Here is an 18134-nt window from a genome sequence, read left to right as displayed (position 1 = left end):
CCGGGACACTGCCCGGCTTCCGTCCACGGCACCCTACTTGGCGGCATCCCGCCCCAACTGGGTCGGTACGCCCGCCATTCGGTCACAGGCGTCGACGACGGCCACCTCCACCTCGTCGAGCGGGCGGCACGCCTCGACGGCCTTCGCGACGGCGCGGGCGGCGCTCTGCACGGTCAGGGCGCGGGCGGGGACGTCGAGCGCGGGCCAGGGGTCCGGGCCGCTCAGCCGCGGCGCGCCGCCCGCGCTCCGGTAGGCGGCCAGGAAGCGGGCCCAGTCCTCGGCGGGCAGCAGGCCGCAGGCGAACCAGGCCGCCGGACGGGCCAGGTCCCAGGCCGGGTCGCCGAGCCCCAGGTCGTCCACGTCGATCAGCCGCCACGGTTCCGCGCCGGCGGCCGGGCCGCGGACCAGCTGGCCGAGGTGCAGGTCGCCGTGGCAGAGCGCGCGGGCATGTGTGTACGGGGCCTCGGCGCGGGCCCACGGCGGAAGCGTGCGCCATGCCCTGCGGACGGGGGCGGTGGCGGGGTGGTCCGGGGCGGTGGCTCGCAGCCGGTCCATGGCGCGGGCCGCCTTCAGCGGACCCCGCATCCACGGGACCGCCTCCGGCAACCGGTGCACGGGCGTCGCGTGCAGCCTCGCCAACAGCGCGGCGGCGGCCTCCCAGGGGGCGTCCTCCGGTCGGTCCGGGTCGACGGGGGTGCCGTACGGCCAGAACGTGACGAGCCGCCCGTGCGTGGGCACCGCCGCTGGGCGCAGGGGTGGCAGGAGGATGCCGTCGAGCGCCGGGTGCGCGGCCACGGCCAGCCGCACCGCCAGCTCCTTCGGATCCGTCCCGCCCGCGTGTGCTTTGGCCACCACGTCACCGTGCCGGACGACGGTCCCGTCCGCCCGATCCGCGAGCGTCCCCGCCCCGCACCCGCACCCACCCGTCTCCCGATGCACCACACGCCGAGCGGAGAGGTGCAGCGCGGAGAGGAGGGAGTCGACCATGCGGGCGAGCCTACGGGGCCCCTCGCCGGGGGCGTTGCGCGCGAGGGTGCCGCGGGCGACGGCCCTGGCGCCCGGCGAACGAAGACGGTCTGCGGGCCCGCGGACACGGCGTGCTCCGAACCCGGGGCCGAGGGGCGCGGAGGACTCCGGGCAGAGGGCGTGCGCGCCGGAACCTTGTGCCCCGCACGACCGGAACAGCCGCACCCCGGTCCTCCCGGCGCAGCCGGGACCGCCCACCCCAAACACCCTCGGCCCAGCCGGACCGTCCCTGCCCAGGGCCCACTGATCCCGCCGCACCCGCGGAGCGCATGGCAATGCCGCGTGCAGCTCCCCAGCTGCACGCGGCATTTGTGCCGTCCGCCGCACCCCCGTCCCCACGGGGTTTCCTGGTCGGATGTCCCCGCCCGGACCGCTCATCCGGGCCTGGAGGCGCCGCTCAGCGCCCCAGCATCACGCCCACGGACGACGCTTGCGCGACCACCGCGTCCCAGCCGCCGAAGACGACGACCAGGAGCGCGGCGAGGGGAAGGACCATGGCCGTAGCCACCAGCGGGTGGCGGCGGCCGGTCGCGGGACTGCCGTACGGCGCGGTCCTGCGAGCCCACGTGCTGCGGAACACTGTCGTCCGCGGTGTCGTGTCCGCCATGGTCCTCTCCCGGTCGCGAATTCTCGGATCCCGCCGGCCGGGCCGGCGGGGTGGTGGGTTGTCGGCAGCGGCGAGTACCTGACCTCGGGGGACGAGAGCTGCACTCGCCGCTTGACCTCAAATCTAGGGGCGGGGGCCCTCGCGGGCGTCATGCCCTCGTACCGATTGCCGGGCCTCCCGGAGGATGAGCGGGATCACCTCGCGTACTCCCCTGGGTGGAGACGGCGACCCGGATCCCGGGGTGTTTCCCGTAGGGGCGAGGCGCCTTACCGGGTGACTTCTCTCACTTCCGCGCGGCTCCCGCGCCCCGGGTTCTCCGCCCGGTGGACCCGTATGGCCGGTACCGCCCCGGGCGTCGTGGACCGTCGCCCCGTCCCCCGCGACCCCGCCGGCCTGCTTGCTTTCGTGGCGTCAAATTCCGCCATGGCGGCGGTGATTGGCCGAGTCGCGCCCCGCAAGAGCCGTCCGGCACAACCTTCCTGATCGCGTTTCACGTATAACCTCCCGCACCGACAATCGAATCCGGCGTGAGGGCGCGGCCTGAGCACAAGGTCGGCCGCGTAAACGTAAGCTGTCGCTCGTCAGACGAGACCGGGCAGCAGCGGGGATGAACATGGCGATGATGCGCCTGAGGCGCGAGGACCCGCGCGTCGTCGGCTCGTTCCGGCTGCACAGACGTCTCGGGGCCGGTGGGATGGGCGTCGTCTATCTCGGCTCCGACCGGCGCGGGCAGCGGGTCGCGCTGAAGGTCATCCGGCCGGATCTGGCGGAGGACCAGGAGTTCCGCTCGCGGTTCGCGCGCGAGGTGTCCGCCGCGCGCCGGATCCGGGGCGGCTGCACCGCGCGTCTGGTCGCCGCGGACCTGGAGGCGGAGCGGCCGTGGTTCGCGACGCAGTACGTGCCGGGTCCGTCGCTGCACGACAAGGTCGCCGAGGAGGGCCCGCTGCCCGCGTCGGACGTGGCGGCCGTCGGCGCCGCCCTGTCCGAGGGGCTCGTCGCCGTGCACGAGGCCGGGGTCGTCCACCGCGACCTCAAGCCGTCCAACATCCTGCTGTCCCCGAAGGGGCCGCGGATCATCGACTTCGGCATCGCCTGGGCGACCGGCGCCTCGACGCTGACCCATGTGGGCACGGCGGTGGGCTCCCCCGGGTTCCTCGCCCCCGAGCAGGTGCGCGGCGCGGCCGTCACCCCGGCCACGGACGTGTTCTCCCTCGGGGCGACCCTCGCGTACACGGCGATGGGCGACTCGCCGTTCGGACACGGCAGCTCCGAGGTGATGCTGTACCGCGTGGTGCACGAGGAGGCGCAGTTGCGCGGTGTGCCGGACGCGCTCGCGCCGCTGCTGCGCGCGTGTCTCGCCAAGGATCCGGAGGAGCGGCCGAGCACGCTGCAGTTGTCGCTGCGGCTGAAGGAGATCGCGGCCCGCGAGGCGCAGGGCCTCGGCGAGGTCCGTACGCCGGCTCCGCGCACCGAGGCGGACCGCCCGACGGGACGTCTCGCGGAGAGCTACGCGGATCAGCGCACCCAGCGCAGCACGCAGCGGGGCACCCAGCGCCGTACGCAGCCGGGCACGCCCGCGCCCCGTACAGGGAACGGCCGCGGCACGGACGGCAGGACCGGCGGCAACGGGCGGGCGACGGGGAACGGGCGTACGGGTGGCGGTTCCGGGCCGCGCTCCACCACGTCCCGCTCCGGGAGCAGGCCCGCGCCGCGCAGCGGCACCGGGCGCCCCGCCCCCCGGACGAACTCGCGGACGAACGGGACGGGCGCGGGCAAGAAGCTGCGGCCCGCCAACCCCCGGCTGCTGCGGCAGCGCCTGTTCGTGTTCGTCGTGGTGACGCTGCTCGTGGCGCTGGTGATCGCGGCCGCCCAGAGCCTCTGACCGGGAAAAGACCAGGTCAGAGTTGGGGGCGGCCCGTCGCCACCGCGTAGAAGGCGACCGCCGCCGCCGCGCCCACGTTGAGCGAGTCGACGCCGTGGGCCATCGGGATGCGGACCCATTCGTCGGCGGCCATGAGCGCCTTGGTCGACAGGCCCTCGCCCTCCGCGCCGAGCAGCAGCGCGACGCGGTCCATGCGGTGCGGGGCGACCTCGTCGAGGGACTTGGCCTTCTCGGCGGGGGTGAGCGCGAGGAGGTTGAAGCCCGCCTCGCGGACCGTCTCCAGGGACCTCGGCCAGGATTCGAGGCGCGCGTACGGGACGGAGAAGACCGCGCCCATGGAGACCTTCACCGAGCGGCGGTAGAGCGGGTCCGCGCAGTCGGGCGAGAGGAGGACGGCGTCCATGCCGAGGGCGGCGGCGGAGCGGAAGATGGCGCCGATGTTGGTGTGGTCGTTGACCGACTCCATGATCACGATGCGGCGGGCCGTGGCGAGGAGGTCGTCGGCGCCGGGCAGCGGTTTGCGCTGCATGGAGGCGAGGGCGCCGCGGTGCACGTGGTAGCCGGTGACCTGTTCGGCGAGGTCGGGGGCGACCGCGTAGACCGGGGCGGGGACCTCGTCGATGACGTCGCGCATGACGTCGACCCACTTGGCGGAGAGCAGCATCGACCGCATCTCGTACCCGGCCTGCTTGGCGCGCCGGATGACCTTCTCGCCCTCGGCGATGAAGAGGCCCTCGGCCGGTTCGCGCTTGCGGCGCAGTTCGACGTCGGTCAGGCCCGTGTAGTCGCGCAGGCGGGGGTCGTCGGGGTCGTCGATGGTGAGGAGACCTTGGGGTTCAGCCACGGGTCGATACTGCCTTGTCCTGGTGTGGGTGCCAACGGTTGAGCGCGGCACTTGTTACCGCTGGTTACGGGTGGGGCTCTCGTGCACCACGGGCCCGATGACGATGACCGCCGGGGGCTTCACCCCTTCGGCGACCACCTTCTCGCCGACCGTCGCGAGCGTGGCGTCGACCCGGCGCTGGGCCGCCGTGGTGCCCTCCTGGACGAGCGCGACCGCGGTGTCGGGGGCCTTGCCGTGCGCGATCAGCGCCTCGGCGATCTTGCCGATCTTGTCGACGCCCATGAGGATCACGAGGGTGCCGGTCAGCTGGGCGAGCGCGGCCCAGTCGACGAGGGAGCGCGCGTCGTCCGGCGCCACATGGCCGCTGACCACGGTGAACTCGTGCGCCACCCCGCGATGGGTGACCGGGATGCCGGCCGCGCCGGGGACCGAGATCGAGCTGGAGATGCCGGGGACGACCGTGACCGGGATGCCCTCGGCGGCCAGCGCCTGCGCCTCTTCCATGCCGCGGCCGAAGACGAACGGGTCGCCGCCCTTGAGCCGGACGACGGCCTTGCCCTGCTTGGCGTGCTCGATCAGCGCGTTGTTGATGGCCTCCTGGGCCATGAACCGGCCGTACGGGATCTTCGCCGCGTCGACGACCTCCACGTGCGGCGGGAGTTCGTCGAGGAGGTCGCGCGGGCCGAGCCGGTCGGCGATGACGACGTCGGCCTCGGCGAGGAGGCGGCGGCCGCGCACGGTGATCAGGTCGGGGTCGCCGGGGCCGCCGCCGACCAGGGCGACACCCGGGGTGCGGGTCCGCTCGGCGGTGACGGTGCCGTCGCGCAGGGCCTCCACGAGGGCGTCGCGGACGGCGGCGGTGCGGCGCGGGTCGCGGTCGGCGGCCTCGGCGGACAGGACCGCGACGGTCACGCCCTCGGTGCGGCCCGTCGCCGGGGTCCAGGCGGTGGCCGCCTCGGCGTCGTCGGAGCGCACGCACCAGATGCGGGCGGCTTCCGCCTCGGCGCTGGCCTGCTCGTTCGCGGCGCGGTCGCCGGTGGCGACGAGCACGTACCAGGCGCCTTCGAGGTCGCCCCGCTCGTAGCGGCGCTTGATCCAGGTCAGCTCGCCCGCGTCCGCCATGGCCTCCACGGAGGGGGTGGCCGACGGGGAGATCAGGGTGAGGTCGGCGCCGGCCGCGATGAGGGCGGGGAGACGGCGCTGGGCCACCTGGCCGCCGCCGATGACTATCGTCTTGCGGCCGGTGAGGCGGAGTCCTACCGGGTAGGCGGGGTGCTGTGCGGGGGGCATGGGGCGCTGCTCCTCGGGCGGGGCGGTGAGGGGGCTACGGCTCCGGAGCTCCCCGGCTATCTGCAGGTCAGACTACGTGGGGGCACCGTGCACCGGTGCCCCCACCTGTCTCGTACCGATTACTTCTCGGTGACGCCCGCCGAGTCGAACGTGGCCACCTCGTGCATCGCCCGCGCCGCGCTCTGCACGATCGGGAGCGCGAGGAGGGCGCCCGTGCCCTCGCCGAGGCGGAGGTCGAGGTCGACCAGGGGGCGCAGGCCCAGCTTGTTGAGGGCCGCGACGTGGCCGGGCTCGGCGCTGCGGTGGCCCGCGATGCAGGCGGCCAGGACCTCGGGGGCGATGGCGCGGGCGACCAGGGCGGCCGCACCGGCGCTGACGCCGTCGAGGATGACCGGCGTGCGCAGCGAGGCGCCGCCCAGGAGCAGGCCGACCAGGGCCGCGTGCTCCAGGCCCCCGACCGCCGCGAGGACGCCGATCGGGTCGGCGGGGTCGGGCTGGTGCACGTCGAGGGCGCGGCGGACGACCTCGACCTTGCGGGCGTGCGTCTCGTCGTTGATCCCGGTGCCGCGCCCGGTGACCTCGGCGGGGTCGGCCTCGGTGTAGACGGAGATGAGGGCGGCGGACGCGGTGGTGTTCGCGATGCCCATCTCGCCGGTGAGCAGCGCCTTGTTGCCCGCGGCGACGAGGTCGCGGGCGCTCTCGATGCCGACCTCGATGGCCGCCTTGACCTCTTCGCGGGACAGGGCGGGCCCGGTGGTCATGTCGGCGGTGCCCGCGCGGACCTTGCGCGGCAACAGGCCGGGGGTGGCCGGGAGTTCGGAGGCGACGCCCACGTCGACGACGCAGACCTCGGCGCCGACCTGGTTCGCGAACGCGTTGCAGACCGCGCCGCCGCCCAGGAAGTTCGCGACCATCTGGCCGGTGACCTCCTGCGGCCAGGGGGTGACGCCCTGGGCGTGCACCCCGTGGTCACCGGCGAAGATCGCGACGGCCGCGGGCTCCGGGATCGGCGGCGGGCACATCCGGGACAGGCCCGACAGCTGCGCGGAGATGATCTCCAGCATGCCGAGGGCGCCCGCGGGCTTGGTCATCCGCTTCTGGCGCTCCCACGCCTCGCCGAGCGCCTTGGCGTCCAGCGGGCGGATGTTGGAGACGGTCTCGGCGAGCAGGTCGTGCGGGTCCTCGCCGGGCAGGGCCCGGCGCCCGTACGTCTCCTCGTGCACGACCCAGGACAGGGGGCGGCGCTTGGACCAGCCCGCCTGCATCAGCTCGGGCTCCTCCGGGAACTCGTCGACGTAGCCCACGCACAGGTAGGCGACGACTTCGAGGTGCTCGGGCAGGCCGAGGGTGCGGACCATCTCGCGCTCGTCGAAGAAGCTGACCCAGCCGACGCCGAGGCCCTCGGCGCGGGCGGCGAGCCACAGGTTCTCGACCGCGAGAGCGGAGGAGTACGGGGCCATCTGCGGCTGCGTGTGGCGGCCGAGGGTGTGGCGGCCGCCCCGGGTCGGGTCGGCGGTGACCACGATGTTGACCGGGGTGTCGAGGATGGCCTCGATCTTCAGTTCCTTGAACTGCTTCGCGCGGCCCTTGGGCAGGGACTTGGCGTACGCGTCCTTCTGGCGCATCGCCAGTTCGTGCATGGTGCGCCGGGTCTCCGCCGAGCGGATCACGACGAAGTCCCAGGGCTGCGAGTGGCCCACGGACGGCGCCGTGTGGGCGGCCTCCAGGACGCGGAGCAGCACCTCGTGCGGGATCGGGTCGGAGCGGAAGCCGTTGCGGATGTCGCGGCGCTCGCGCATGACGCGCAGGACCGCCTCGCGCTCGGCGTCGTCGTAACCGGACGCGGCGGCGACCTCGGGCTCCAGGTCCTCGGGCGCGACGGCGACCGGGGCGGCCTCCGGCTCGGGCGCGGCCTCCTCCTCGGCGGCCCGCACCAGCTGCTCGGCCTGCACCTCGGGGATCGGGGCGACCTCGATCAGGTCGGGTTCGTCGGCCTCGAAGTCGTCGGCGACCTGGTCGGCGGGCGCGCCCGTGTCGCCCTCGCGCGGGGCGGGCACGACGGCCAGGATCTCCGGCTCGGCGGGCTCCTCGGCCGGCTCGGCGACCGCTTCCGCGGCCTGCGGCTCGACGGGGGCGGCGACGTCGGCGGCCGGAGCCTCGACGGGCGCGGCCTCCTGGAAGGGCTCCTGGACCGGCTCCTCAGCGAGTACGGCCTCGGGCGCCACGGCCTCCGCGACCGGCTCGGCGGGCTGTTCCACCGGCTGCTCGACGGGCGCCTCGGCGACCGGTTCGGCGACGGGCTCGGCGACCGGCGCCGGCTCGGCCACGAGCGGCGGCTGCTCCGCGACGGCCACCGGCTCCTGGGCGGGCTCCGGCACCTCGGTGCTGTCGGGGAGGACCGGCTCCTCGGGCAGCGGCGGGACCGTCATGGCCTGCGGCGGCGTCGGCGCCAGGTGCGGCGTCGTCGGCACCGTGCCCTCGACGGGGACGAACTGGCCGAGCGGCTGCTCGGGCGCGCTCTCCCGCGGCGGGTCGTACGCCTGCGGCGCGTGCACCGCGTACTCGCCCGACTGCTCGCCATGGCCCGCGTACGCGGCGACCGGCTCGGCGACGGGCTCGAACTGCTGGGAGGCGTCGGGGTGCTGCGGACGCGGGAAGTGCGGGGGCTGCTCGGCGTAGAAGCCGGGCTGCGGCTCGGGCTCGGCGGGGGCCTGTGGCTGCCCGGAATCGGCGGGCGCCCACGGGGTGCCGCCCTGCGGCGGGATGTCGAGGTACTCGGGGCCCGTGGTCGGCGGACCCGCCTGGCGGACGGGCGTGGGGTGCGCCGGGGTCTGCTGGGCGGGGCCGCGGTCGGCCAGCGAGCGGACCGGGCCGACGCCGGGCTCCGGCGTGGGCGGGCCCATGTGGAGCGGGCGGCGCGGCGCGGCGGGCGGCTGCGGGGCCTGCTGCTGGGCCGGTGCCTGCATGGGGCCCAGGTCGTGGTGTCCGCTGTCGCGGCCCGCCATCTCGTGCGGGCCGGGCTCGTGCGCGACGGGCGCCTGCGCGTACTCGGAGTATGCGGCGTACTCGGCGTACTCCTGGCCCTGCGCCTGCACGTACTGCTGCGGCGGGGGCGTCGGTGTCTGCGGCTCGCCCCAGGCACCCTGGGAGCCGGGCATGAGGAGCATCTCGTCCTCCTCGCCGCCGGTGGCGGCGGGATCGAGGTAGGTGTACGCGCCCGGAGCGGGAACGCCCGGCTGTCCCACCGCGCCTGCGTTCTCCGGCAGCCCTTCGCCCGGAACCTGACCGGTGTCGGTCATGCCTACCCCTCGCCCATCGATGAGAACTTCCTGGCCGCTCCCGGCCGTCCGCCGGAGCTGCGCGCCCCTTGCGAGCCGCAGACCGGAGTGGCCCGGCGGCCGCACTCCTCGGAACATCTCCTTGGAGAACGAGCACGCGAGCCGCACGGCACGAACCGCCCCGGACAACAGGTATTGTCCCGGCCGGTTCGCGACTGTGGCAGGTGGTTCGGCCACGGTCTCCTGTGGACTGCGCCACGTTGCGCGGTCTCCGGTCGCCGCCGTACCACAAGCGCGCCAAGAGTGGTGCGTTTCCCGGACATTGGCCGACGAAGCGGCGTACGTCCCGGTGCGGTACAACGATCGGCCAGCCTACCGCGCGCGTTGGTCCTTCAGGGTCACGGGTGGCGGTCGGGAAGACGACCCGAAAGAAGGAACCCCACGGCCCGCTCCTTCTCCGTCCAGGCACGTGTGTCCAGTTCGACGGATTGCAGGAGCGCGCACTCGACGTCGTACCCGTGTTCGGTCAAGTCCCGGCCGACGAGTTCGGCGGAGTCGCGGGTCGCGGCGTGCGTGACGATGCGCGCGGGCCGCCGGTCGGCGACGGCGGAGACGACCGGCGCTCCCCCGGCCCCGACGCGTACGACGTCGGGCTCGGGCAGGTTCTCCAGGACGTGCGGGGCGGTGCCGTGGACGATCTGCGCCTGGACGCCGAAGCGGCGGGCGGTGGCGAGGGTGCGGGCGCAGGCGTCGGCGTCGCGGTCGACGGCGATCACGGCGGCGCCGAAGCGGCCCGCCTCCGCGGTGAAGGCGCCGCTGCCGCAGCCGATGTCCCAGACGAGGTCGCCGGTGCGCGGGCCGAGCCGGGCCAGCTGGGCGGCGCGCAACTGCTCGCTCTCGCCCTCGCCGAAGGGGCCCGCGTACTCGGCGGCGGGCAGCGCCCAGCCGCGCGGCGTGGTGTCGGGGTCGCCGCCGGCCAGCCAGCCCCCGTTCTCCGGGGCGCCGACGCTGACCGGGCCGCCGATGGCGATGACCACGTTCGGGTCGCGCCAGCTGTGGTCGGCGGCCTTGTCGGAGGTGACGACGGTGACCTGTTCGCGGTCGGTGCCGAGCTCCTCGCAGATGACGAAGGTGCGGTGGACGCCTTCGAGGAGGAGGCCGAGTTCGGCGGGGCCGGCGCCGGGCGAGGTGAGGACGGCGACCTTGGTGTGGGCGCGGCAGACGTTGACGGCGCGGCGCAGGGTTCGGCGGTGGGCGACGACGACCTGGGCGTCGTCCCAGGGCATCCCGGCGCGGGCGAAGGCCTGGGCGACCGAGGAGACGGCGGGCACGACCTCCACCTCGAGGCCGTACTGCGGGGCGCGCAGGGTGCGGACGACGCCGAAGAAGCCGGGGTCGCCGTCGGCGAGGACCACGGCGGTGCCGCGGTGGCCCGCGATGCGGCGGGCGGCGAGCGCGACGCTGCCGAGCCGGATCCGCTCGGCGTGGGCGGGGATCTCGGGGAGCGCCAGGTGGTGGGCGGCGCCTGCCACGAGGGTGGCCGCGCTCAGCGCGGAGCGGGCCGCCGCGGTCGGCGGAGAGCCGTCCCAGCCGATCACCATGACCCGGTCGGCCATCGTCGTCAGTCTCCAGGGTGTGCTCGGGTGCGTACGCGCGAGGGGGCGTACACGGGTCGGGGGGATGCCGCCGGCGTGCGGGGAGCCGGGATGGGCACCGGAGAGCGTACCTGCTGGGTCTGTCGACCGTCTGTGGGGCCGGGTCGGGTCCGCGTCGGGTGGGGTCCGCCGCGGGATCAGTTCCAGTCCGAGAAGGGGATCAGTTCCAGTCCGAGAAGGCGGTGAAGCCCCCGGCCTCCGCGAGCTGTTCGGTGACGCCCTCGATGTCCTCGGGGAGCAGGCCGTACACGATGAAGTCGGTGCGGACCTCGGTCAAGGCGCCGTCCTCGGTGCGGGTGCGCGCTATGCAGGCGTTGCGCAGGACGCCCTCGCTGATGCTGCCGATCTTCTGGGCGACCTGCTGGGAGGCGGTGTTGTCGGCGGCGGTGCGCATCTCGATGCGCTCCATGCCCTGGTCGCGGAAGAGCCACTGGGCCATGGCGAGCGCGGCTTCGGAGGCGTAGCCCTCGCCGCGCGCCCAGGGGGCGACGATGTAGGAGAGTTCGGTGGCGCGGACGTGCCAGTTGGTCTTGGTGAGCTGGACGATGCCGACGAGGCGCTGGGTGAGGAACTCGGTGACGGCGAGGTCGAGTCCGCTGCCCGCGGCGCGCGCCTTCGGCGCGTACTCGGTGATCCAGCGGCGCGCGTCGTCCTCGGTGAAGGGCTGAGGCACGGAGGTCCAGGCGGCGACGAGTTCGTCGTTCATCATCTCGGCGAGCGCGGGGGCGTCCTCGTCCTCGAGCGGACGCAGCACCAAACGCTCCGTACTGATGGAGATGTCGGGGAAGGTGTTCGTCATACGCCGCTCCGTAACCTTCGTGGCGGCCCACCGGACATCACGCCGGCCGCCGGGTGAAGTGCCCAGCATGCAGCATGAAGGCACGTAACTGCACATGGGGGCCGCCCCGGTCGGCCGGGCGCGGCCCCCATGTGAGACAAGGTCAGTTCCGCTGCCCGGGCCCTCAGAAGGACGGCAGGACGGAGCCCTTGTACTTGTCCTCGATGAACTTCTTGACCTCGGGCGACGTCAGGAGCTTGGCGAGCTTCTTGACGCGCGGGTCGTCCTCGTTGCCCTCCTTGACCGCGAGCACGTTGTTGTACGCGTTGTTCTCGGTGGACTCCAGGGCGAGCGCGTCCTTGGCGGGATTGAGGCCCGCGCCGATCGCGTAGTTGCCGTTGATGACCGCGCCGTCGACGTCCTTGAGGGAGCGCGGCGTCTGGGCCGCCTCGACCTCCTTGAACTCCAGGTCCTTGGGGTTCTTGTCGATGTCCTGCGGCGTCGCGGTGGCCTCGGAGCCGCTCTTGAGCGTGATGAGTCCGCTCTTGGCGAGGAAGCGCAGGGCGCGGCTCTCGTTGTCGGCGTCGTTCGGGAGGGCGATGGTGCCGCCCTTCTTGATGCCGTCGAGCTTGTCGGCCTTCTCGGAGTAGAGGCCGAGCGGCTCCAGGTGGACGACGGCGACCGAGGCGAGGTGCGTGCCCTGCTTCTTGTTGAAGTCCTTGAGGTAGGGCGTGGTCTGGAAGTAGTTGGCGTCCACGGACCCGTCCTCGGTCGCCGTGTTCGGCGTGACGTAGTCGGTGAACTCCTTGACCTCGAGGTTGAGGCCTTCCTTCTTCGCCAGGTTCTTCTTGATGTAGTCGAGGATCTCGGCGTGCGGGACGGGGGTCGCCGCGACGACGAGCTTGTCGGACGCCTTGGCCTTGGTGTCGCCCTTGTCGGAGCCGCAGGCGGTCAGGCCCAGGGTGAGGGCTCCGGTGGCGAGGACAGCTGCGGTGATCTTGGTGGTGTTACGCACGAAAAGTGCCTTTCTCCATGGGTGGTGCAACCCGCCGGGTGGGGCGGGGAGTCAGGGGGTCAGCGCGTTTTGGCGGGGGCGGCGGTCTTGGCGGTGGCGGCCCGGCCGCCGGGCAGGAAGCCGCCGAGGGCACGGAAGCGGAGCGGTTCGCCGCCCTTGCCCGCGCGGCGGTGCAGGACGCGGGCGCCGCTGTCGCCGGCGAACTGGATGACGGCGATGGCGACCGCGAGGAGGGCCACGATGATCCACATCATCTCGGTCTCGAAGCGCTGGTAGCCGTAGCGGATGGCGAGGTCGCCGAGGCCGCCCGCGCCGACCGTGCCGGCCATGGCGGAGTAGCCGATGATGGCGACGATCGTCGTGGTGGTCGCGGAGATCAGCGACGGCAGCGACTCGGGGACGAGCACCTTGCGCACGACGGTCCAGGTGTTGCCGCCCATCGACTGCACGGCCTCGACGAGCCCGCCGTCGACCTCGCGCACGGACGTCTCGACGAGCCGGGCGAAGAACGGGATGGCGCCGACGGCGAGCGGCACGATGGCGGCCTCGCGGCCGATGGTGGTGCCGACGATCCAGCGCGTGAAGGTCATCAGGGCGACCATGAGGATGATGAACGGCATCGAGCGGACGATGTTCACGACCTGCCCGATGACCTTGTTCGCCACCACGTTCTGCAGCAGTCCGCCGCGGTCGGTGAGGACGAGCAGGATGCCGAGCGGGAGCCCCGCGACGACGGCGATCAGCGTGGACCAGCCGACCATGTAGAGGGTGTCCCAACACGCCTGCGCCAGCAGGGGCTGCATCTCCGACCAGGTCACTTGGTGACACCTTCCTTCAGCAGTGCGGACGCGCGGTCCTCGCGGCCCCGCACCTCGACCTGGAGCCCCTGTTCGCGCAGGAACCCGATGGGGACGACGTTCTCCTCGTAGCGGCCCGGCAGCTCGATGCGCATGCGGCCGACCTGCTTGCCCGCGACGGTGTCCATCGCGGCGCCGAGGATCGAGATGTCGATGTTGTACGTGCGCGACAGCTGGGAGATGACCGGCTGGGTCGCCGACTCGCCGTGGAAGGTGACGTCGATGACGGTGCGGTCCGCGCCGGAGGCGTCGCCGCTGACGGGGAAGAGCGCGGCGGCGAGTTCGGAGCCCGGCGTCGCGAGGAGTTCGCTGACCGTGCCGGACTCGACGATCTGGCCGCGCTCCATGAGGGCGGCGGAGTCGCAGACGGTCTTGACGACGTCCATCTCGTGCGTGATGAGCAGGACGGTCAGGCCGAGCTGGCGGTTGAGGTCGCGCAGGAGCTGGAGGATCGAGCGGGTGGTCTCCGGGTCCAGGGCGCTGGTCGCCTCGTCGGAGAGCAGCACCTTCGGGTCCCCGGCGAGGGCGCGGGCGATGCCGACGCGCTGCTTCTGACCGCCGGAGAGCTGGGCCGGGTAGGACTTGGCCTTGTCGGCGAGACCGACGAGGTCAAGCAGTTCGAGCGCCTTGGCGGAACGTTCCTTCCCCGACTTGCCGAGGATTTCGAGCGGCAGCTCGATGTTGTCCTGGACGGTGCGCGAGGACAGCAGGTTGAAGTGCTGGAAGACCATGCCGATCCGGCTGCGCGCCTCGCGCAGCTCCCGCCCGGCGCGCGGTCCGCGCCCGGCGAGGGCGGTGAGGTCCTGACCCGCGACCGTCACGGTCCCGGCGGTGGGACGCTCGAGCAGGTTCACGCAGCGGATCAGCGAGGACTTGCCGGCGCCGGACTGGCCGATGACGCCGTACACCTCGCCTTCGCGCACGTGCAGGTCGACGCCGTCGAGTGCGGTGATCTCGCGGCCGCGCGAGCGGTAGACCTTGGTGAGGCCCTGAGTGGTGATCACGTGGGTTTCCGTCACTGTCGAGTGCGCGGCACGGGTGGCGCCGGGCACGGGGCATTCATTTCGGGAACTTGGCCGAAGTTCCGGGCGCGGCAGGCTCGCGCTCCGAGGGGTGCGGAGCGGTACTGGCATCAGTACGGAAGCTGTGCGCGGGCAGACCCGGGGTCTCGCTTCGGGGCGCGAGAAGGCAAGGCGGGGGCCCTCAGAAGGCGCACATTCGACACATACAACGAGCACCGGGCGTCATCGTCGCCTCGGTCGCAAGGGTGCGGCTGCTCGTCGTGGTCATGCGGGCAAGTAAAGCAGACGTGAGGACCGGCGTGGCCTGCGTTGTCCGAATAGCGGACAGCGCTGGACGGCCCCGGACGCGGCCCGGACGCCTGCGGCGCTCTCCGCACCCGCCCCGGTGACCAGTACTGACACGGCGGACGGCCCCCGCCCCAGCCGGTCCGCCCGATCCCGCGCGCCTCGTACGTTGTGGCCAACGCCACGGTCCCGGCGGACAGCGCGGGGCCGAGCGCATCGGGCCTTTTGGCCCGTAATAGGGTGCGCCCATGCTTGATGCCCTGACCCTGGTGACGGGTCTCGCCGCGCTCGCGCTCGCCGCGTGGTGCGGTTTCGCCGCCTACCGCGACCAGCCGACCAAGGACTGGCACTTCATCGGTATGGCCGTGGTCTCGGCGCTCGCTCTGGTGCAGCTGGTGATCGGCATCGTGCAGCTGGCCCGTGGCGAGAAGCCGGCGCAGGGCACGACGATCTTCGTCGCGTATCTGATCGGGGCCTTCGCCTGCGTCCCCGCGGCCGGGTTCATGTCGCTGGCGGAGCGCACGCGCTGGGGTTCGGTCACGGTCGCCGCGGGCGGCGTGGTCCTCGCCGTTCTCGAAGTACGGCTCTATGACATCTGGGGAGGATGAGGTGGCTGTGGCTTCCGAGGAGACCGGCCGGGCGGACGAGGCAGAAGAGACGCAAGAGACGGAAGAGACGGAAGAGACGGACAAGGGTGCCGGCTCCCGGCGGCTGACCAGCGGCCCCGGCACGCTGCTCGTCTGGCTCTACGGCGTGATGGTGGTCGGTGCCGTGTCGCGCTCCGTCTTCCAGATCGCGACGGACTTCGGCAAGGCGCCGCTCGCCTACTCCCTCTCCGCCGTCGCGGGCGTCGTCTACGGCTTCATCACGTACTCGCTGGTGCGTGGCGGCGAGACGGCCCGGAAGGTGGCGCGCGTATGCTGCGGCGCCGAGCTGGTGGGCGTCCTCGCGGTCGGGACGTGGACGCTGGTGGAGCCCTCGGCGTTCGCGGACTCCACCGTCTGGTCCGACTACGGCATGGAGTACCTGTTCATCCCGGTGCTCCTGCCCGTCTCGGCGCTGTTCTGGCTGCGCCGGGCGCGGACCGCTACGCGCTAGCCACGAACGCCTCGGCCGCCGGCGCCGCGGCCACCGCCTCGACGTCCTTGGCCAGGGTGATCAGCGTCAGCCGCTCGTCGACCCGCCTGGTCGACACGGGCGTGTAGCCGTGCCTGCGGTACAGGCGCAGATTGTGCTCGCTGCGGTGGCCCGAGAAGAGCTCGATCCGCTTGGCCGCGCTCCCCGAGGTGAGCGCGGACTCGACGGCGGCGAGCAGCCGCCCGCCCAGGCCGTGGCGCTGCATGCGCGGGTGCACGATGAGCTTGTCGATCCGCGCGGTGCCGTCGGCGTCGACCGTGCCGCGCACCGATGCCACCACCTCGTCGCCGAGGCGGGCCACCAGAACAGTGCCGCCGGTCAGTTCCGCCCTGACCGAGTCCAGGGACTGGGTGAGCGGCTCGATGGAGTAGTCGCCGTAGAGCTGTGCCTCGCTCTGGTAGCAGAGGTACTGCAGCTTGAGGATCTGCTCGGTGTCCGCTTCGGTCGCCGCAGAGATGGTCACGCTCATGCCCATGTGTGCATGCCTCCCGCTCACCTGTTCCGCCGGTTGTCCCCTCACCCTTTTCCCCTGCGCGGTGCGGGCGCAACCTCGGAGGCGAGGATTCTGCGGAGGCATCCCAGACATCTGGCACGTTCCGGCCCAAGACTGCCCTGTGAGATACCCAACTCGCCTGCGATTTCACGGTAGGTGAGGTCCTCGGGGGACAAGAACGCATTCATGAGGCGCGGACACCGTCCGGGTAGCCGGCGGATCGCCGCGTACAGGGCGCGGGCCCGCTCCCGGTCCAGGGCGCGCCGCTCGGGATCGGACCGTTCCCGCTCGGTGGCAGGTTCCTCGGCGTACGGGAGTTCCCGCAGGTCCGCGCGGCGCTGGAGGCGCGCCTCGGCGCGGACGGCCGCCGTGAGCCAGGCCGCCGGGTCGGGCGGTGGGCCCTGGGCGGCGAGGTGCTCCAGGAGGCGGAGCCACACGGCCTGTTCGAGGTCGCGGTGTTCGGCGGTGCCGGGCAGTTCGGCGCGGGCCTCCGCCGCGAGGAGGGGCCGCAGGGCTTCGATCACCTTGTCGTACGTCATGTCCGGCGGGACGCGGCCGCCCCGGCGCGGGGTTGCCGGGGCGGCGGCGTCTCACTCCAACCGGGGCGAACCGGTCAGCCGTTGACGAAGCCTCGCGAGGCCGTTCGGGGCCACGCGGGACCTCGCGGGAACTCGCGGAGCCTCGCGTAACCTCGCGGCGCCTTGCGTTCGGCTCAGCCGTTGAGGAAGTCCTCGCGGGCCAGAAGACCGGTGTCGCAGTTGTCGGTGAAGATCCCGTCGATGCCGGTCGCGAAGTACGCCTGGAAGGCGCCGAACGCGTCGCCGTAGGCGTTGGGGTCCGTGCCCTTCTTGAAGTCGGCGGGCAGGAAGGTGTTCTCGTTGCGCATCGTGTACGGGTGGAGGATCAGCCCGGCCCGGTGCGCGTCCTTGACGAGGGTGGTCGGCTGCGTGAGCCGCCCCGACGCGTCCTTGGGGATGATCAGGTCCAGGGTCGGGCCGATGCCCTGCGCGTACGTCGCGATCTCCTGGAGCCCCTTGGGGGTGATCAGGTCGGCGACGGTGCGCGGGTCGCCGATGTCGACGAAGTCCGCGGGGCGGGAGTTCGCCGTGGAGAGCAGGACGACGAGCGGATTGCCGACCAGCTTGTTCAGGCGCTGGATGCTCGTCGGCTCGAAGGACTGCAGGAAGGCGGGCGAGTCCTTCTTGTCGAGGCGGTGGGCGCGCAGCAGCTTGGCGAGGCGCTCCTCCAGACCCAGGCCGAGCTTGCGGAAGTAGGTGGGGTGCTTGGTCTCGACGTGGATCCACACCTCGCGGCCGCGCTTCCGGCTCTGCTCGGCGCGCCACTGGAGGACCTCTTCGAAGGTGGGTATCTCCCAGCGCCCGTCGTAGAGGGTGTTGTGCTGGCGGGTGCCGGGGATGCGCTCCTTGGCGCGCAGGGTCTTCAGCTCGGCGAGCGTGAAGTCCTCGGTGAACCAGCCCGTGGTGGAGACCCCGTCGATGACCTTCGTGGTTCTGCGGCCCGCGAACTCGGGGTGCGCGGACACGTCCGTGGTGCCGCCGATTTCCGGTTCGTGACGGCATACGAGACGGCCGTCCTTGGTGGGGACGATGTCGCCGGCCTCGATGACGTGCGCGCCCATGTCGAGCGCGAGTTGGTAGGAGCCCAGGGTGTGCTCGGGTCGGTAGCCGCTGGTGCCGCGGTGCGCCACGATCGTGGGCACGGGCAGGCTCTTGTACCCCTTTCCGGAGTGATGTCCACCACTGTCACGGCTGTCGGCGCGGCCGGCGGCCGCGGCCGCGCCTGGCGCGGCGAGCGCGGCGGCACCCGCCCCGAGGACGGCGGCGCCGAGCAGCGTGCGACGGCCGACGGCTCCCCCGGCCCGCGACTCCTGTGCACCCTGCGTCCGCTGTGACTTCTCGTTCCCCATCAAGCACTCCTCCCACCGGTGACCGCCCTGCGCCTGTC

17 protein-coding genes are annotated in these 18134 nt (G+C 73.0%); 4 read left to right on the top strand and 13 right to left on the bottom strand.

The genetic code is table 11. The annotated features are described in order from the left end of the window. Positions 1–33 precede the first annotated feature (33 nt). Positions 34–987, bottom strand: coding sequence for a phosphotransferase family protein (locus tag C1N81_RS35685; protein ID WP_394435474.1), 954 nt, complete (start codon positions 985–987; stop codon positions 34–36). A 436-nt stretch (positions 988–1423) separates the two neighbouring features. Beyond that, entirely contained in the window at positions 1424–1633 is a 210-nt protein-coding gene (locus C1N81_RS35680) for a hypothetical protein (RefSeq protein WP_394435472.1), read from the bottom strand. A gap of 607 nt (positions 1634–2240) precedes the next feature. On the opposite strand from C1N81_RS35680, the gene C1N81_RS35675 reads away from it, so the two are divergent. Further along, on the top strand, positions 2241–3515 hold the full coding sequence (locus C1N81_RS35675; protein WP_394435471.1) for a serine/threonine-protein kinase: 1275 nt from the start codon (positions 2241–2243) through the stop codon (positions 3513–3515). 16 nt (positions 3516–3531) lie between these two features. Here C1N81_RS35675 and C1N81_RS35670 read toward each other — a convergent pair whose 3' ends face one another. The 8 genes from C1N81_RS35670 to C1N81_RS35635 all read right to left on the bottom strand — a co-directional run bounded on the left by C1N81_RS35670 (position 3532) and on the right by C1N81_RS35635 (position 14236). After that, positions 3532–4359: a TrmH family RNA methyltransferase gene (locus C1N81_RS35670; protein WP_394435470.1), complete on the bottom strand. Its 828-nt coding sequence runs from the start codon at positions 4357–4359 to the stop codon at positions 3532–3534. Between the two features lie 54 nt (positions 4360–4413). After that, positions 4414–5649: a uroporphyrinogen-III C-methyltransferase gene (gene cobA / locus C1N81_RS35665; RefSeq protein WP_394435469.1), complete on the bottom strand. Its 1236-nt coding sequence runs from the start codon at positions 5647–5649 to the stop codon at positions 4414–4416. A 119-nt stretch (positions 5650–5768) separates the two neighbouring features. Then, a complete protein-coding gene (cobT, locus tag C1N81_RS35660; protein WP_394435468.1) occupies positions 5769–8948 on the bottom strand; it encodes a nicotinate-nucleotide--dimethylbenzimidazole phosphoribosyltransferase in 3180 nt (1059 codons plus the stop codon). A 377-nt stretch (positions 8949–9325) separates the two neighbouring features. Next, complete coding sequence (gene cbiE / locus C1N81_RS35655) at positions 9326–10543, bottom strand: precorrin-6y C5,15-methyltransferase (decarboxylating) subunit CbiE (protein WP_394435466.1); 1218 nt, start codon at positions 10541–10543, stop codon at positions 9326–9328. Between the two features lie 199 nt (positions 10544–10742). Next, the gene (locus C1N81_RS35650; RefSeq protein WP_394435464.1) at positions 10743–11381 is read right to left on the bottom strand and encodes a GNAT family N-acetyltransferase; all 639 of its coding nucleotides are present in this window, start codon (positions 11379–11381) and stop codon (positions 10743–10745) included. A 163-nt stretch (positions 11382–11544) separates the two neighbouring features. Then, on the bottom strand, positions 11545–12375 hold the full coding sequence (locus tag C1N81_RS35645; protein ID WP_394435463.1) for a MetQ/NlpA family ABC transporter substrate-binding protein: 831 nt from the start codon (positions 12373–12375) through the stop codon (positions 11545–11547). A 59-nt stretch (positions 12376–12434) separates the two neighbouring features. Continuing rightward, positions 12435–13193, bottom strand: a complete 759-nt coding sequence (locus C1N81_RS35640; protein ID WP_394435462.1) for a methionine ABC transporter permease — start codon at positions 13191–13193, stop codon at positions 12435–12437. Then, positions 13190–14236 carry a methionine ABC transporter ATP-binding protein gene (locus C1N81_RS35635; protein ID WP_394435461.1) on the bottom strand — a complete coding sequence of 349 codons (1047 nt, stop codon included), beginning with the start codon at positions 14234–14236 and terminating at the stop codon, positions 13190–13192. Before C1N81_RS35635 ends, C1N81_RS35640 begins: the two co-directional genes overlap by 4 nt. A gap of 551 nt (positions 14237–14787) precedes the next feature. On the opposite strand from C1N81_RS35635, the gene C1N81_RS35630 reads away from it, so the two are divergent. Further along, complete coding sequence (locus tag C1N81_RS35630) at positions 14788–15147, top strand: hypothetical protein (RefSeq protein WP_394435460.1); 360 nt, start codon at positions 14788–14790, stop codon at positions 15145–15147. Positions 15148–15250: 103 nt separating this feature from the next. Beyond that, the gene (locus C1N81_RS35625; RefSeq protein ID WP_394438456.1) at positions 15251–15637 is read left to right on the top strand and encodes a hypothetical protein; all 387 of its coding nucleotides are present in this window, start codon (positions 15251–15253) and stop codon (positions 15635–15637) included. Here C1N81_RS35625 and C1N81_RS35620 read toward each other — a convergent pair. The 3 genes from C1N81_RS35620 to C1N81_RS35610 all read right to left on the bottom strand — a co-directional run bounded on the left by C1N81_RS35620 (position 15627) and on the right by C1N81_RS35610 (position 17889). Further along, positions 15627–16151, bottom strand: a complete 525-nt coding sequence (locus C1N81_RS35620; RefSeq protein ID WP_394435459.1) for a GNAT family N-acetyltransferase — start codon at positions 16149–16151, stop codon at positions 15627–15629. The genes C1N81_RS35625 and C1N81_RS35620 overlap by 11 nt on opposite strands. A gap of 41 nt (positions 16152–16192) precedes the next feature. Beyond that, a complete protein-coding gene (locus C1N81_RS35615) occupies positions 16193–16708 on the bottom strand; it encodes a sigma-70 family RNA polymerase sigma factor (RefSeq protein WP_394435458.1) in 516 nt (171 codons plus the stop codon). Between the two features lie 173 nt (positions 16709–16881). Next, positions 16882–17889, bottom strand: coding sequence for a glycerophosphodiester phosphodiesterase (locus tag C1N81_RS35610; RefSeq protein WP_394435457.1), 1008 nt, complete (start codon positions 17887–17889; stop codon positions 16882–16884). A gap of 30 nt (positions 17890–17919) precedes the next feature. Between C1N81_RS35610 and C1N81_RS35605 the strand changes: the two genes are divergently transcribed. Beyond that, on the top strand, positions 17920–18081 hold the full coding sequence (locus C1N81_RS35605) for a hypothetical protein (RefSeq protein WP_394435456.1): 162 nt from the start codon (positions 17920–17922) through the stop codon (positions 18079–18081). The last annotated feature ends 53 nt before the right edge of the window (positions 18082–18134 follow it).

The organism is Streptomyces sp. SGAir0957 (genome assembly GCF_043523415.1).
The sequence above is the reverse complement of the archived record's forward strand: the minus strand, read 5'-3'. Positions and strand labels throughout refer to the sequence as shown.